Origin of the sequence: Pseudomonas anguilliseptica (genome assembly GCF_900105355.1) — a bacterium.
GTDB lineage: Bacteria > Pseudomonadota > Gammaproteobacteria > Pseudomonadales > Pseudomonadaceae > Aquipseudomonas > Aquipseudomonas anguilliseptica.
Genome location: NZ_FNSC01000001.1, coordinates 4,808,904 through 4,823,162, shown reverse-complemented (window position 1 = coordinate 4,823,162; position 14,259 = coordinate 4,808,904). Strand labels below are relative to the sequence as shown.

Here is a 14,259-nt window from a genome sequence, read left to right as displayed (position 1 = left end):
GCGTCTTGAGCGAGAAAAGTTACCTGCTGGCCATCGACAATGGCACCCAAAGTATCCGGGCGCTGTTGTTCGATCTTCAGGGCAACCTGCTCGCCAAGGGCAAGGTGGAGCTGGAGGCCTATTACTCCAAGCAGCCTGGTTGGGCCGAGCAGGATCCTGAGTATTACTGGGCCAGCCTGGGTGAGGCTTGCGCGCTGCTGTGGCAGCAGGTGGATATCGATCGCAGCCTGATCAAGGGCGTGTCACTGACCACCCAGCGCGGCACCCTGATCAATGTTGACCCGCAAGGCCAACCGCTGCGCCCGGCGATGCTCTGGCTCGATCAGCGTCAGGCCAAGGTCGAAGGGCGGATCACCGGGCCCTGGGGCTGGCTGTTCAAACTCGCGGGTCTGCAGGCCACGGTGGACTACTTTCGCGCTCAGGCCGAGGTCAACTGGATCGCGCAAAATCAGCCGGACATCTGGGCCAATACCCACAAGGTGTTGCTGCTTTCGGGTTTCCTCACCCATCGGCTGTGCGGCCAGTTTGTCGACTCGCTGACCAGTTGCGTGGCCTATCTGCCATTCGACTACAAGCGCCTGCAGTGGGCCAAGCCGGGCGACTGGAAATGGCAGGCCATGCCGGTGCGTCGCGAGCAGTTGCCGGAGCTGTGCAAGCCCGGTGAGTTGCTCGGTCACATCACGGCGGCGGCCAGCCGGCATACCGGAATTCCCGAAGGCCTGCCGCTGATTGCCGCCGGTGCCGACAAGGCCTGTGAGGTGCTCGGCGCCGGTGGTGTGGAGCCGAGCACTGCGTGCCTGTCCTATGGCACCACGGCGACCATCAACACCACCCGTAGCAAGTACCTGGAAACCATCCCGCTGATTCCGTCATACCCCTCGGCGATTCCCGATCACTTCAATACCGAAGTGATGATTTATCGCGGTTTCTGGATGGTCAGTTGGTTCAAGCAGGAATTCGGCCTGCGCGAGATGCAGCGGGCCAAGGAGCTGGGTGTCGAGCCTGAGGCGCTGTTTGACAAGCTGGTCAACAGCGTACCGGCCGGCTCCATGGGCCTGATGTTGCAGCCCTATTGGTCGCCGGGTATCCGCGAGCCGGGGCTGGAGGCCAAGGGTTCGATCATCGGTTTTGGTGATGTGCACACCCGTGCGCACATCTATCGGGCGATTCTTGAGGGACTGGCCTATGCCCTGCGCCAGGGCAAGGAGAAGATCGAGAAGCGTTCGGGTACCCGTATCACCCGCCTGCGTGTGTCAGGTGGTGGCTCGCAGAGCGACGCGGCAATGCAGCTGACTGCCGATATCTTCGGCCTGCCTGCCGAGCGTCCGCATCTGTATGAAACCAGCGGCCTGGGCGCAGCGATCAACTGCGCGGTGGGCCTGGGTTTGCATCCGGATTACCCCACAGCGATCAAAGCCATGACTCGGGTCGGTCAGGTCTTTACGCCCAATCTAGAAGCGCAGCGCACCTATCAGCAGCTGTACATGCAGGTTTATCAGCGCATGTACAAACAACTCAAGCCGCTGTATCAGACCATTCGCAAAATTACCGGCTACCCGGCGTAAAAGGCTGCTGCGCGTCGGCCCTACTGCGTTAAAAACAGGCTCGGAATGCTCATGTACAACAGTACACTCCGCTTCCTCGCCTGTTTTTGCCTTGCAGGACTCTAGCTCGTGAGCCTTCGTCCAGATTCGGTCGTGGCGCTTATGCCACATCTACTAGGATGATTTCGCTATCTTCGATGGCCGTCACGCGGATCACTTCTACATCGCTGACTGCCACGCCATCACGGGCCTGGGCGCTGATGCCGTTGACCTCGATGCTGCCGCTTGCTGCTACCAGATACGCCCGGCGCGCCGCGCCAATCGGGTATTCGGTGCTCTGGCCGGCTTGCAGGGTGGCCGCGGCCATCCGCGCATTGGTGCGGATCGACAGAGCGTCCTGATCTTCGGCAAAGCCGCTGGCCAGGGTGACGAAGGTGCCGGCACGTTCACCTTTGGGGAACGGCTTGGCGCCCCACGACGGCGGTAGGCCCGACTGGTTGGGCTGAATCCAGATCTGGAAGATCTTGGTGGTGGTGTCCTCCAGGTTGTATTCGCTGTGGGCAATTCCGGTGCCGGCGCTCATCACCTGCACATCACCGGCCTCAGTACGGCCATGGTTACCCAGGTTGTCCTTGTGGGTGATGACGCCCTTGGCGTACATAGGTGATGATTTCCATGTCGCGGTGCGGATGGGTTGGAAAACCCGTGTGTGGCGCGATCTCATCATCGTTCCAGACCCGCAATGGCCCCCAGCTCATACGCGCCGGGTCATGGTATTCGGCAAAGGAAAAGTGATGACGGGCATTCAGCCAGCCATGATGGGCACCGCCGAGTTCGGCGAAGGGACGTACTTCGATCATCTGCATATCCTCATTAAGGAGCACCGGCTTGCACTGGCGGTGTTCATTGGCGATGGACGGATGATCCAATAAATCAATGCGATTAAAAATGCGTAAACATTGAGGCTAACAATCTAGTTATTTGATGTTGAGGTCGCCGTTTGCACGATGATGCAAACTCAAGCCCTGTCGCTGAGTCTTTTTCTTGAAATGTGAAAGGATGCCTTGGATGCAAGAACGTAAAGCGCTGCTGATTCTGCATGGCAAGCAAGCCCTTAATGCCGAGGTGCGTGCTGCGGTGCAGGCGCGTCGTGAAGAGGGCTGGCAACTGGATGTGCGGGTGACCTGGGAGAGCGGCGATGCGCAGCGTCTGGTCAACGAGGCGCTGCAGGCCGATTACCCGACCCTAATTGCCGGCGGAGGTGATGGCACCCTGCGCGAAGTGGCTGAAGCCATGACGCTGGCAAAAACCAAGGCCAGTCTGGCGCTATTGCCGTTGGGCACGGCCAACGACTTTGCCCAGGCAGCCGGGGTTGATCTTGACCCGCGAATTGCCCTGGCATTGCTGGATACGCCCGCGCAGCCGGTTGATCTGGGTGAAGTTGACGGCCAAGTGTTTCTCAATATGGCCACTGGCGGCTTCGGCTGCAATGTCACCGCCAATACCTCAGAAGATCTCAAGCGCGTGCTTGGCGGTGCGGCTTACTTTTTGACGGGGCTGACCCGTTTTGCCGAAGTGCAGTCGTCGTTTGGCCGTTTTACCGGGCCGGATTTTCAGTGGGAGGGTGAGTTTCTCGCCCTCGGCACTGGTAATGGTCGCCAGGCCGGTGGTGGACACGTGCTGTGCCCCAACGCATGGGTTAACGATGGCTTGTTGGATATCTGCATCGTGCCGGCTGCGGCTGATGTGGTCGGCACTCTGGGCACGCTGCTGTCTGGCGGGATCAATGGCTTGCAGAGCGTGGCTCTGAGTGCCCGGCTGCCTTGGTTGGAGGTCGAAGCACCAGAAGGTTTGGATCTCAATCTGGATGGCGAGCCGATGGAAAGTCGTAAGTTACGCTTTGCGTCAATGCCGCAAGCATTGCACATGCATTTGCCGGAGAATTCGCCGCTGTTGATGGAATAGACGCGGCGGCTCCTGTCGCCTGGCTGGCCTCGACGCCGCGCTTATCGCATGATGGCGTCGCGCCATCCGCCTTCAGATGCGCGGCAGATTGCCGATACACCAGGGCATGGCTATTTGAGCTAGGCTAGATCGATAAGTGAACAGGAGCGCATGATGGCCGGCATTCTCGACTCAGTGAACCAACGTACCCAGCTGGTGGGTGAGAACCGCCTGGAAATTCTCATGTTCCGCCTCACGGGGCGGCAGTTGTTTGCGATCAACGTGTTCAAGGTGCAGGAAGTCCTGCAGATGCCCAAACTGACTCTGATGCCGCAGCGTCACCGGTTTGTTTGCGGAGTGGTCAATCTGCGTGGGCAGACGCTGCCGGTGATCGATCTGTCCCAGGCTATCGGCATGCGGCCCATCGTGCCGGATGAGCGCAGCACCATCATCGTGACCGAATACAACCGCTCGGTGCAGGCCTTCCTAGTCGGTGGGGTCGAGCGCATTCTCAACCTCAATTGGGAATCCATTCTGCCGCCGCCAGGTGGCGCCGGGCGTCAGCATTATCTGACGGCCATTACCAAGGTCGAAGACCAGATCGTCGAAGTGATCGACGTGGAAAAGGTGTTGGCGGAAATCAGCCCGATGAGCACCAAGGTCTCCCCGGAAAAACTCGCCGACCCGATGCTGGAATACGCCAAGGGCCGTGAGGTGCTGCTGGTGGATGACTCCAACGTGGCCATGAGTCAGCTCAAGGGCACCATGGCGCAACTGGATATCCGTTGCCATGCCGCCAGCGATGGCCTGCGCGCGCTCAACCTGCTGAAGAGCTGGGCTGACGCCGGAGTCGATGTGCATGAAAAGCTGCTGATGGTGATCACCGATGCGGAAATGCCGGAGATGGACGGCTATCGCCTGACCACCGAAATTCGCAACGACTCACGTCTCAAGGACTTGTACGTGGTGCTGCACACCTCGTTGTCCGGCAGTTTCAACGAGGCCATGGTGAAGAAGGTTGGCTGCGACAACTTTCTCTCCAAGTTCCAGCCGGACAAACTGGTGGATGTGGTGCACCAGCGTTTGGCCCTGCTGCACCCCGAGGAATAAGCCTGGCGCGGTGTCAGGCGGGCATTCACCTTACTGTTTATTCGCTTAGCCGCTGGCGCAGATGCTCAATGCGCTCGCGGTTAACGTCGAAATCCGCGTAACCCAGGCGCGATGCCGAGCGCACATCCACTCGGGCTGCGCCGATCATAAATTCCACATCATCGACAAAGCGCATCAGCTTGCTGCTGAATTCCGCGCGCAAATAACCCGGCGCTTCCTCCACCAGGCTCACGCGTGGCTCTGCACTGAGCAACGCCTTGATACGTGCCTGAGTTGCTTCGGCGCTGCCTTGCAGTGGTAGCGGTTCAATGGCGTGTCGCGCATCGCTGGCTTGGCTATTTACGCAGTTCGGTGAGTCCGGGCAGGCGCTCAGCTGGCCATCATGGATACCCAGGTTATCCGGTGCGGTGCCACTGCAGGCGCTTAGCAGGACCAGCAGCGGTAGGGGCAAGATGGGCTTGTGAGTGTGGCGGGTTACTCGTATAAGGGCGTTTTGCCAAAGGGAAGCTGGGCTCATGTTGCATCTCTCCGGGTTGTACCGTTATCCACTGAAGTCGGCGGCAGGCGAGGCCTTGCGCGAAACGGTGCTGGACGCTTTGGGCGTGCAGGGTGATCGTCGCTGGATGGTAGTCGATGCTGAAAGCGGGCGCTTCCTTACGCAACGCTTGCTGGCGCAGATGACTCAGTTGCAGGCGCGCTGGCTGGGTGCCACGCACCTGCAGCTGAGTGCGTCGGGCATGCCTGAGCTGCAGGTGGCAGTGCCGGATGAGCAGGCGGCGCTGCGCGGTGTGACCATCTGGCGCGACAGTTTGCAGGTGCCAGATGCTGGCGATGTGGCTGCGCAGTGGCTGAGCCAGTTTCTCGGTCGCGCCTGCCGCCTGGTGCAGGTGTCGGAACCGCGTGCGCGGCAGGTCGATAGGGCCTATGCCGAAGTGGGCGACAAGGTGGCGTTTGCCGATGGCTTTCCTTTGCTGCTGATCGGCCAGGCCTCGCTGGATGACCTGTCGGCGCGGGTCGGCCGGCCGTTACCGATGCTGCGTTTTCGTCCGAATCTGGTGGTCAGTGGCAGTGAGCCGTATGCAGAGGACAGCTGGAAGCGGATTCGCATTGGTGAGTTGGAGTTTCGTGTGGTCAAAGGCTGCTCGCGCTGCATTATGACCACCCTCGACCCACAAACCGGCGAGCGCAGCGCCGATCGCGAGCCGTTGACCACCCTGAAAACTTACCGTGAGCGTGACGGCGATGTGTTTTTCGGGCAGAACCTGATCGCTTGTGGCGAAGGGCAGCTGCGTCTGGATATGCCGGTGCAGGTGCTGGAATAAGCGAGTAGAGCACGCTCAACAATTGCTGTTGAGCATGTCTGTTTCGCTATTACTGATCGAAGTAACGCTCGTGCCAGGCTATCAGTGGCTGCGGTGCGTTGAGCTTCTCGCCGTAGATCACCGAGTAGGACAGCACGTTCTGTACGTACTGGCGGGTTTCATCAAACGGGATGTTTTCGATCCACACGTCATACGACAGATGATCCGCGCCGCGCAGCCACTGGCGCACGCGGCCTGGGCCGGCGTTGTAGGCAGCGGAGGCGAGCACGCGGTTACCGTTGAACTGGCCATAGATCTGGCTCAGGTAAGCTGCACCCAGCTGAATATTGACTTTCGGGCGATAGGCCAGCTGCGGCGATGACAGCGGAATGCCAAAACGTCTGGCGGTTTCCTTGGCGGTGGCTGGCATCAGCTGCATCAAACCCATGGCGCCGACATGGGATTTGGCATCGGCCATAAAGGCGCTTTCCTGGCGGGTGACGGCAAATACCCAGCTGGAATGAATGTCGCGGTTCTTCGCCTCACGCACCAGGTGTTCGCGGTGAGCCATGGGAAAACGCACCTCCAGATCGTCCCAATACTGTGCCTGGCTGATGGTACGGATGGCCGGGAAGTACCAGCCCATTTCATAGGCCAGACGCGCCTGGGCAACCATTTCATCACGGCTGAACAGGCGGCTGACGTTGTACCACTCGCGCCGACCATCGGCGACTTGACCACGGGCGTGGAACTCCAGGGCACGGCGAATCGCTGCCGAATTACGCACCTTCTGGATGGTCTGTGGGCTCAGAGTCAGCGGCTTGTTGTTGAGCTGATAGGGCGCCTGCACCTGGTCAGCAGCCATAAAACCGTAGAAGTCACGCTCTTTGGCCAGCGCCTGATACAGCGCTTTTGGTTCCTGACTATTGGGCTGTGCCAATTGCAGGCTACGCGCCTGCCAGTAGCGCCAACGGTTGGTGTTGCCGAGTTCCGCGGGCATCCGGCGCGTCAGCTGGTTGGCTTCATCCCAACGGCCCAGGCGCAGTAGCAGACGGGCGCGCCATTCGCTGACGGTGTTGTCACGCAGTTCAGGGTCGTATTTGGCCATGACTTGCAGGGCGCGGGAATCGAAGCGCTTGGCCAGGGTCAGACCGATTTCGCGGGCGATGGCGACCTGTTCCTCGCTGGAGAATTTCATCCGTTGGGCGTAGCCATCGAGCAGCTTCAGCGCGCTTTCCGGGTCCTGGCGGGCCAGGCGGCGCAGCCCCAGGCCAACTACATCGGCCATGGCCGCGTCGGTCTGGGTAAAACGTGAGGGCTGTTTCAGCAGCTCAGGTTTCTGTGCAACCTGCAGCAGGGTTTTGCCGTGGTTGCCCAGGGTCGGCATGCTCTTGATCAGGTGAGTGACCAGGCCATAGTTGCGCGCTTCGGCCGCCAGCTTGGCGCGCTGCCAGCGTTTCTGTTCGGTGAGCTGACCTTCTGCGGCCCACAGTGTGAACAGTGGGTCGCAGGCGTTGGGCTGGGATTTGCCCACCAGCCAGAGTTTTTCGGCGGTAGCGTTGCCTTCGGCGCGCATGCCGTGGCTCAGCTGGTATTGGCCATACAAACAGTCGAGCTCGGTAAAGTTCAGCGCCGGATCGTAGTAGTTGATAAAAGTCTGCCATTCACCGCGCTCGGCCAGCCAGCGCAGCCAGCGCAGCTTCATCCAGCTGATTTGCGGCAGGTCGCCATGTTCGGCGAGGAATTTCTCGATTTCGTCGTTGCTAGCCGATTTCAGTCGAGCGGTCAGCTCGTCATATACCAGATAAGGTTCCAGCGGATAGTCACGCAGGGCGCTGGCATAACGCTGGTAAGGGCCTTTGTCGCCCTTGGCCAGCGCGGCTTTGGCTTGATCGTAGTATTGACGCTGTTGCGTCAGAGTGGCGGCTTGCGCCGCGGCGACGCTCAGGGAGGAAACCAATAGGCAGGGCAGCAGACTGAACAGGGGGCCGCGCATGACACTTCCAGGCAAATAGTGCGTATGGCTCTAGGGATGGTCTGAAGTAGCCATGTATTTCTGGCTGACTTCAGCCCCGCCGATTTTGAAAGCGGCAAATCGATCAAAAACGATCAGATTACCCATTCATTTCTGTGTTTTTAGCCGCCGCGAGTAGCTCGCGGCAGCCATTTCCCGCATTACAGGCGCACCTCTCCTGCATTGGTCAGTAAATGTCGGCGTGCCATCCACAGGTTCGACAGCGCGAACAGCGTCACCAGTTGCGCCGTGTTCTTGGCCAAGCCACGGAAGCGTGTCTTTACATAACTGAACTGACGCTTGATCACCCGGAACGGGTGCTCAACCTTGGCGCGCACCTGGGCCTTGGCCTTCTCGATCTTGCGTTTGGCTTTGTACAGCGGGCTGCTCTTACCCAGCTTCTTATAGGTGCTGCGGCGGGCAGCAACCTGCCAGATCACCTCGCGCCCATCATGTTCGGGGCGCTTTTCGACGCCGGTATAACCCGCATCGGCGCACACCACGTTTTCCTCGCCGTGCAGCAACTTGTCGACCTGAGTGACATCCGCCACGTTGGCCGCCGTGCCTACCACGCTGTGTACCAGCCCCGACTCGTCATCCACGCCAATGTGCGCCTTCATGCCGAAGTAGTATTGGTTGCCCTTCTTGGCCTGGTGCATCTCTGGGTCGCGTTTGCCGTCCTTGTTCTTGGTCGAACTCGGCGCATTGATCAGCGTGGCATCGACGATGGTGCCTTGGCGCAACGACAGGCCACGGTCGCCAAGATAGCCATTGATGACGGCCAGGATGCCGGCAGCCAACTCATGTTTCTCCAGCAGACGACGGAAGTTGAGGATGGTGGTTTCGTCGGGGATACGTTCCAGACTCAGCCCGGCGAACTGCCGCAGGATAGTGGTCTCGTACAGCGCTTCTTCCATCGCCGGGTCGCTGTAGCCGAACCAGTTCTGCATCAGGTGCACACGTAGCATCGCCATCAGCGGATAGGCCGGCCGACCGCCTTCACCCTTGGGGTAATACGGTTCGATCAGTGCGATCAAACCCTTCCACGGCACCACCCGATCCATCTCGATCAGGAACAACTCTTTGCGGGTCTGCTTGCGTTTGCCGGCGTACTCGGCATCGGCGAAGGTCATTTGCTTCATCGGAAAACTCGGCGGGTGGCGTCCGGGCATTTTGCCAAAATCAGGAAGTCTTATTCAGAGTTTCCCTAGCTTAGTCGTTTGCCCAGGGGCGGTGAAGGCGCAAAGCGTTGCAACGGGTAATTGTCGGCACTAATCGGCATCTGCTGCCCTGGCATCCGCCCTAGAGCGCTGGTTGCCAGGGCAGCAGATGGCGTGCGCAGAATTTACCGCGCCCGCCGCTGAAATTGCCTGCTTGGTCGAGGCGCTTCTCGGTTAGAATGCGCGCCCTGTTTTGCGGGTGCCCTGGGCGGCCGCAGATGATTTTTTGGTGTTTCAGGTTGCCGCTGTGCACTGGATGCAACGAAGCCCGTTGCTCGGCCACGGTTTTACCAGCGTTCACCTGTCGTTTTTTGTTGAGGCGTGCCATGACCCTGCTCAAGTTCACTGATATTTCCCTGGCCTACGGCGCAATGCCGCTATTGGACAAGGTGTCTTGGCAGATCGCCCGTGGCGAGCGGGTGTGCATTATCGGCCGCAACGGCACCGGCAAGTCGAGCATGATGAAGCTGGTCAAGGGTGATCAGAAGGCCGATGACGGCGCCGTCTGGCGCGCACCTGGCCTGAAGATCGGCGAGTTGCCGCAGGAGCTGCCGCTGGCTGACGATCGCACGGTGTTTGATGTGGTCGCTCAAGGTCTGGATGGAGTGGGTGAGTTACTCGCTCAGTACCATCATTTGGCGCAGAACTGTGTCACCGACACCGATCTGGACAAGCTGATGCATGTGCAGCAGGACCTCGAGGCCCGTGATGGCTGGCGCCTGCAGCAACTGGTCGACAGCACCCTGAGCCGCCTGCAGCTGCCGGCCGACAAGACCCTGGCTGAACTGTCCGGTGGCTGGCGTCGCCGCGTGCTGCTGGCTCAGGCGTTGGTCTCCGAGCCCGATCTGCTGCTGCTCGATGAACCCACCAACCACCTGGATATCGGTGCGATTGCCTGGCTGGAAGAAGCCTTGGCGGATTTCCAGGGCGCAGTACTGTTTATCACCCACGACCGTTCCTTCCTGCAGAACCTGGCTACGCGCATCCTCGAACTGGATCGCGGCGGCCTGATCGACTGGAACGGCGACTATGCCAGTTTCCTGGTGCACAAGGAGGCCACCCTGGCCGCCGAAGAAACCGCCAACGCGCTGTTCGACAAACGTCTGGCCCAGGAAGAAGTGTGGATTCGCCAGGGCATCAAGGCCCGCCGCACCCGTAACGAAGGCCGTGTGCGCGCCCTCAAAGCCTTGCGGGTTGAGCGCAGCGAACGGCGCGAGCGCACTGGTAAGGCCAATATCCAGCTGGAAACCGCCGAGAAATCCGGCAAGCAGGTGATGGTGCTGGAAAACGTCAGCTTTGCGCATCCAGATGGTCCGTTCCTGATCAAGGATTTCTCCATGGTGCTGCAGCGCGGCGACCGCATTGGTCTGCTCGGCGCCAACGGCACGGGCAAAACCACCTTGCTTAAGCTGATGCTCGGCGGTTTGCAGCCCACCAGCGGTGAAGTGGCCGAAGGTACACGCATCGAAGTGGCTTATTTTGACCAATTGCGTCACCAGCTCGATCTGGAAAAGACCGTGATCGATAACGTCGCCGAAGGTCGCGACTTTATCGAGATCGACGGGCAGAACCGTCATGTGCTGAGCTACCTGGGCGACTTTCTGTTCAGCCCACAGCGGGCTCGTACACCGGTCAAGGCTTTGTCCGGGGGTGAGCGGGCACGTCTCTTGCTCGCCAAGCTGTTCAGCAAGCCGGCTAACCTGTTGGTGCTGGACGAGCCGACCAACGACCTCGACGTGGATACCCTGGAGTTGCTTGAAGAAGTACTGCTGACTTTCCCGGGCACTGTGTTGATGGTCAGTCACGACCGGGCCTTCCTCGACAATGTGGTGACCAGCACCCTGGTATTCGAAGGTGAAGGTCGTGTGCGCGAATACGTTGGTGGTTATCAGGATTGGCTGCGTCAGGGCGGTTCGCCGCGCCTGCTCGGGGTGGGTGAAAGCAAAGCCGGCAAGCCTGAACTAGCCTCAGCTGTGGTCCCGACGCCAGTGGCGGCGGAGCCTGTGGCGGTGGTGGCTGCTGCAGCGAGCAAGAAAAAACTCAGTTACAAGCTACAGCGCGAGCTGGAGGCCATTCCGGGGCAGATCGATGTGCTGGAGGGGCAGGTTGCCAGCTTGCAGGAACAGATTGGCTCGCCGAGTTTCTATCAGCAGCCTGCGGAGAAGACCGCCGAGGTGCTGGCGAAATTGCAGGCTGTGCAGCATGAGTTGGAGCAGTTGGTCGAGCGTTGGGCTGAGCTGGAAGGCTAAGCCCAAGGCGTAAAATAGCGCGCTCAAACAGGATTTTGAGCCTTCTGGCGGAGACAGTCATGGCCATCGAGTACCGCATCACTCTCGACGACAATCATCAGTTCAGCTACAGGATCGAGCTGGACCGGGTGTACGAGGCAGAGGCTGCGCAAAGCGCACCGGCCTGGACGCGCCTTGAATACCAGCAATGCAGCAACTGCCCGCTGAGCAAGGACAACTTCAGCCATTGCCCGGCGGCTGTCGATCTGCATCGGGTAATCGAGGATTTCCAGGGCCTGCCGGCCTTCAAGAAGGTGGCTGTATGGGTGCGCACGCCTGAGCGTGAGTACAACAAGCAGGTGGGCCTGGAAGAGGGCCTGCGTGCGCTGCTTGGGGTGATCATGGCTACCAGTGCCTGTCCGGTGCTGGGTAAGCTCAAGCCCATGGCACAGCATCATCTGCCGTTCGCCAACAGCCAGGAGTTCATCCTGCGCACGGTGTCGCTGTACCTGAACCAGCAGTATTTCAACCTGCGCGAAGGGCGTGCTGCGGATTGGGAACTGAAGGGCCTGGTGCGCATGTTCCAGCAGTTACAGCTGGTTAACCAGGCGTTCTGGCAGCGCATTCATGCAACCTGCGAGGGAGATTCCAACCTCAAGGCATTCCTGACCTTCTTCTCCATGGCCTCGAGCATGACCTATTCGTTGGAGACCCAGCTGCAGAAGATTCGCCCGCTGGTCATGAGCTCGCCTGATAGCGGTGAATAACGCTGCAGCGTTATTCACCCGCAGCTCGCGTTACTCGGTTTTTTTCAGGCGCACGGCCAGCACATCGCAGGGTGCGCCGTGCAGTACGTCGTTGGCTGTTGAGCCCAGCAGTAGTGCAAGGCCATGACGGCCGTGGCTGCCGACAACGATCAGGTCGCATTGCTGTTCTTCGGCGAGGCGGTGGATTTCCTGGCGCGGTTGGCCGTAGGCCAGGTGACGATGCTCGGCGCTGAGGTCAGGATACTTGCCGGAAAACTTGTCCAGGCGCTCGCGGGCCTGGTCGAATTGCTGTTGTTGCAGCATCGACAGGTCCATCGGTACGTCGCCGCCAAAGGCCATGGCCATAGGTTCGACGATATGCACCACAGACAGCTTGGACCCGCTGCTGGCGGCCAGTTTCTGTGCGCGGTGCATGACCGGGTCGCATTCCTCGGTAAGGTCGACGGCGACCAGAATATGCTGGTAGGGCATGGGGTAACTCTCCTTGCAAGTGGATCAATAGTTTTAGTATGGCCGTCCTGAGCGCTGATGACAGGCTTTTGCCGGTGAGATAACGATATGAGTCCCTGGTTTCTGCTTTTGCTCCTGGCCTTTTTGCTCAGCCCGCTGGCCTGGCTGGTGCCCTCGCGCCATCAGCGTGGGCAGATGGATGTGCGCTTGCAGGCGCGGCGGATGGGCGTGGCAATGCAGTTGTCGCGCCAGGAGTGGCCGCATTGGCTGCTGCGTCAGCCGCCGCATGCCTGTCCGCAATACCACCGTGCACGCCGCCGTGGCCAGGTCGATAGCTGGTGCTATTGGCAGCTGGAGCCGGGGCAGTGGGTGAATAAATGGCGCGAGCCTTGCGCCGATCAGGCCTTGTTGGCGCAATTGCAGGCCTTGCCGGTCGATGCGTTCAAGGTTGAGGCGACCGATCAGATGCTCTCGGTATGCTGGGGCGAACGAGGTGCTGGCGAAGCGCTGGAGGCAATTGTTGCGTTTCTCCAGGCTAAAGCCTGAATAAAAGTTGCCTGGAGCAGTTTTTAACGTCGCGCAGCGACGGCCCGAGGGGTGGTCGCCATGGATGGAGGGCCATAAAAAGAAAGCCCAGTGCAAGCACTGGGCCGGAGTACGGCCAGGCAGGCCGGTAAAGCGAATACGGATGGCAGCGCTCGTGATCAGAGGTTGGCGGTCGCGTACTGACCGGAAATCTGTTCAATGCCCTGGATGATGGTATTGGAGTACTTGTTGACCAGAAATGGCACGCTGTTTTCGTTGTAGTTGATCAGCGATTTCTCAATATAGCGCCATTTGGTGGCGACCCCTTCCCAGGATTGCTTGAGCTGTGGGCTGTTCTTCGGGTCTTTCTCCAGTGTTGCCATCTTGCTGGCGAACTCACTGACCAGTTCCTCGATTGGCCGTGCATCGCCGCCGCCCATAAAGGTGGCGCCTACCGAGGCGCTGCGCGAGGCGTAATCCACGGCAATGCCTTGCATCAGCATGCTCTGTTCGCGGCTGCGCTGAGTCAGTGCTGGCACGCTGTAGCTGCCTTCCTGCTGGATCTTGGTATACAGCTCCTGGCTCAGGGTCATCAGTTGCTGGTTGCGGGCTGCAAGGTCGGCTACTGGCTGCAGGTCGGTGTAACCCTGGCTCTTCAGCGCGTTGATCAGGTTGTTGAGGTCGATCTCGTAACCCTTCCATTGCTGATCCAGCTGCGAGCGCAGCGCCTTTGCGCCTTCGCCGGGCATGTCCGTTAGCGCGTTCAGATGACTGTTCACCTCGCTCACCGAGTCGTTGATCATCCGCGCATAGCGTTGATCGCCTTCCATGCCATTGAACATGTAGAAGTCGCTCAGAGACTTTTGTGCGGCAAGGCGCAGCTGGTGCAGTTTCAGCAGGCTGGTTGCTGCATCTGCAGCCTGGGTCGCGGCGCTGAAGAGGGGGAGGGTAATTGCGAGCAGGGTGCTCAAAACAATGGCAAGCATGCGGCTCGACATGGGGGAACTCCGTGCGCCCTTGATTGGGCTCTAATTGTTTTTGTTTTGGCTACGGGCGGTCTAAAACGGCCGTATTGAGACGACTGTACCTGCAGCCAAATCATTTTGCTAGGTATGCACTGGATCACACTTCTGTTTGCAGAGTTGGCGAAGTAACC

At 59.7% G+C, this 14,259-nt stretch carries 13 protein-coding genes and 1 pseudogene; 7 read left to right on the top strand and 7 right to left on the bottom strand.

All coding sequences use genetic code 11. The features are described from left to right. The first annotated feature begins 5 nt into the window (after nucleotides 1-5). Complete coding sequence (locus tag BLW24_RS23525) at nucleotides 6-1,565, top strand: FGGY-family carbohydrate kinase (protein ID WP_090387377.1); 1,560 nt, start codon at nucleotides 6-8, stop codon at nucleotides 1,563-1,565. A 139-nt stretch (nucleotides 1,566-1,704) separates the two neighbouring features. Here BLW24_RS23525 and BLW24_RS23520 read toward each other — a convergent pair. After that, nucleotides 1,705-2,404 (bottom strand): annotated as a pseudogene (locus tag BLW24_RS23520) (pirin family protein). Between the two features lie 208 nt (nucleotides 2,405-2,612). Between BLW24_RS23520 and yegS the strand changes: the two are divergent. Then, entirely contained in the window at nucleotides 2,613-3,509 is an 897-nt protein-coding gene (gene yegS / locus BLW24_RS23515) for a lipid kinase YegS (protein ID WP_090387375.1), read from the top strand. 153 nt (nucleotides 3,510-3,662) lie between these two features. Next, nucleotides 3,663-4,598, top strand: coding sequence for a chemotaxis protein CheV (locus BLW24_RS23510; RefSeq protein ID WP_090387373.1), 936 nt, complete (start codon nucleotides 3,663-3,665; stop codon nucleotides 4,596-4,598). A gap of 37 nt (nucleotides 4,599-4,635) precedes the next feature. Here BLW24_RS23510 and BLW24_RS23505 read toward each other — a convergent pair whose 3' ends face one another. Continuing rightward, entirely contained in the window at nucleotides 4,636-5,049 is a 414-nt protein-coding gene (locus tag BLW24_RS23505; protein WP_208600209.1) for a DUF1499 domain-containing protein, read from the bottom strand. Nucleotides 5,050-5,113: 64 nt separating this feature from the next. Between BLW24_RS23505 and BLW24_RS23500 the strand changes: the two genes are divergently transcribed. Beyond that, nucleotides 5,114-5,920 carry an MOSC domain-containing protein gene (locus tag BLW24_RS23500; protein ID WP_090387369.1) on the top strand — a complete coding sequence of 269 codons (807 nt, stop codon included), beginning with the start codon at nucleotides 5,114-5,116 and terminating at the stop codon, nucleotides 5,918-5,920. A 49-nt stretch (nucleotides 5,921-5,969) separates the two neighbouring features. Here the strand turns inward: BLW24_RS23500 and BLW24_RS23495 are convergent, their stop codons facing one another. From BLW24_RS23495 to BLW24_RS23485, 3 genes are all read right to left on the bottom strand, one after another. Next, complete coding sequence (locus BLW24_RS23495) at nucleotides 5,970-7,895, bottom strand: transglycosylase SLT domain-containing protein (RefSeq protein ID WP_090387367.1); 1,926 nt, start codon at nucleotides 7,893-7,895, stop codon at nucleotides 5,970-5,972. Nucleotides 7,896-8,074: 179 nt separating this feature from the next. Next, complete coding sequence (locus tag BLW24_RS23490) at nucleotides 8,075-9,055, bottom strand: IS5 family transposase (protein ID WP_090375425.1); 981 nt, start codon at nucleotides 9,053-9,055, stop codon at nucleotides 8,075-8,077. A 160-nt stretch (nucleotides 9,056-9,215) separates the two neighbouring features. Further along, nucleotides 9,216-9,461 (bottom strand): hypothetical protein, encoded by a 246-nt coding sequence (locus BLW24_RS23485; protein ID WP_090387365.1) that lies wholly within the window; start codon nucleotides 9,459-9,461, stop codon nucleotides 9,216-9,218. Between BLW24_RS23485 and BLW24_RS23480 the strand changes: the two genes are divergently transcribed. Beyond that, the gene (locus BLW24_RS23480; RefSeq protein WP_090387363.1) at nucleotides 9,460-11,382 is read left to right on the top strand and encodes an ATP-binding cassette domain-containing protein; all 1,923 of its coding nucleotides are present in this window, start codon (nucleotides 9,460-9,462) and stop codon (nucleotides 11,380-11,382) included. The two genes, BLW24_RS23485 and BLW24_RS23480, sit on opposite strands and share 2 nt — an antisense overlap. A gap of 59 nt (nucleotides 11,383-11,441) precedes the next feature. Continuing rightward, nucleotides 11,442-12,128, top strand: coding sequence for a DUF6901 family protein (locus BLW24_RS23475; RefSeq protein ID WP_090387361.1), 687 nt, complete (start codon nucleotides 11,442-11,444; stop codon nucleotides 12,126-12,128). Between the two features lie 30 nt (nucleotides 12,129-12,158). Here the strand turns inward: BLW24_RS23475 and BLW24_RS23470 are convergent, their stop codons facing one another. After that, nucleotides 12,159-12,599, bottom strand: a complete 441-nt coding sequence (locus BLW24_RS23470; RefSeq protein WP_090387359.1) for a universal stress protein — start codon at nucleotides 12,597-12,599, stop codon at nucleotides 12,159-12,161. 87 nt (nucleotides 12,600-12,686) lie between these two features. On the opposite strand from BLW24_RS23470, the gene BLW24_RS23465 reads away from it, so the two are divergent. Further along, complete coding sequence (locus tag BLW24_RS23465) at nucleotides 12,687-13,124, top strand: hypothetical protein (protein WP_090387357.1); 438 nt, start codon at nucleotides 12,687-12,689, stop codon at nucleotides 13,122-13,124. Between the two features lie 158 nt (nucleotides 13,125-13,282). Here the strand turns inward: BLW24_RS23465 and BLW24_RS23460 are convergent, their stop codons facing one another. Then, the gene (locus BLW24_RS23460) at nucleotides 13,283-14,101 is read right to left on the bottom strand and encodes a hypothetical protein (protein WP_090387356.1); all 819 of its coding nucleotides are present in this window, start codon (nucleotides 14,099-14,101) and stop codon (nucleotides 13,283-13,285) included. Between the last annotated feature and the right edge of the window lie 158 nt (nucleotides 14,102-14,259).

Excerpts from the sequence above, each read along its gene's own strand:
- yegS (WP_090387375.1), top strand. The coding sequence starts at position 2,613 with ATGCAAGAACGTAAAGCGCTGCTGATTCTGCATGGCAAGCAAGCCCTT.
- BLW24_RS23510 (WP_090387373.1), top strand. The coding sequence starts at position 3,663 with ATGGCCGGCATTCTCGACTCAGTGAACCAACGTACCCAGCTGGTGGGT.
- BLW24_RS23500 (WP_090387369.1), top strand. The coding sequence starts at position 5,114 with ATGTTGCATCTCTCCGGGTTGTACCGTTATCCACTGAAGTCGGCGGCA.
- BLW24_RS23495 (WP_090387367.1), bottom strand. The coding sequence starts at position 7,895 with ATGCGCGGCCCCCTGTTCAGTCTGCTGCCCTGCCTATTGGTTTCCTCC.
- BLW24_RS23490 (WP_090375425.1), bottom strand. The coding sequence starts at position 9,055 with ATGAAGCAAATGACCTTCGCCGATGCCGAGTACGCCGGCAAACGCAAG.
- BLW24_RS23480 (WP_090387363.1), top strand. The coding sequence starts at position 9,460 with ATGACCCTGCTCAAGTTCACTGATATTTCCCTGGCCTACGGCGCAATG.
- BLW24_RS23485 (WP_090387365.1), bottom strand. The coding sequence starts at position 9,461 with ATGGCACGCCTCAACAAAAAACGACAGGTGAACGCTGGTAAAACCGTG.
- BLW24_RS23475 (WP_090387361.1), top strand. The coding sequence starts at position 11,442 with ATGGCCATCGAGTACCGCATCACTCTCGACGACAATCATCAGTTCAGC.
- BLW24_RS23470 (WP_090387359.1), bottom strand. The coding sequence starts at position 12,599 with ATGCCCTACCAGCATATTCTGGTCGCCGTCGACCTTACCGAGGAATGC.
- BLW24_RS23465 (WP_090387357.1), top strand. The coding sequence starts at position 12,687 with ATGAGTCCCTGGTTTCTGCTTTTGCTCCTGGCCTTTTTGCTCAGCCCG.
- BLW24_RS23460 (WP_090387356.1), bottom strand. The coding sequence starts at position 14,101 with ATGTCGAGCCGCATGCTTGCCATTGTTTTGAGCACCCTGCTCGCAATT.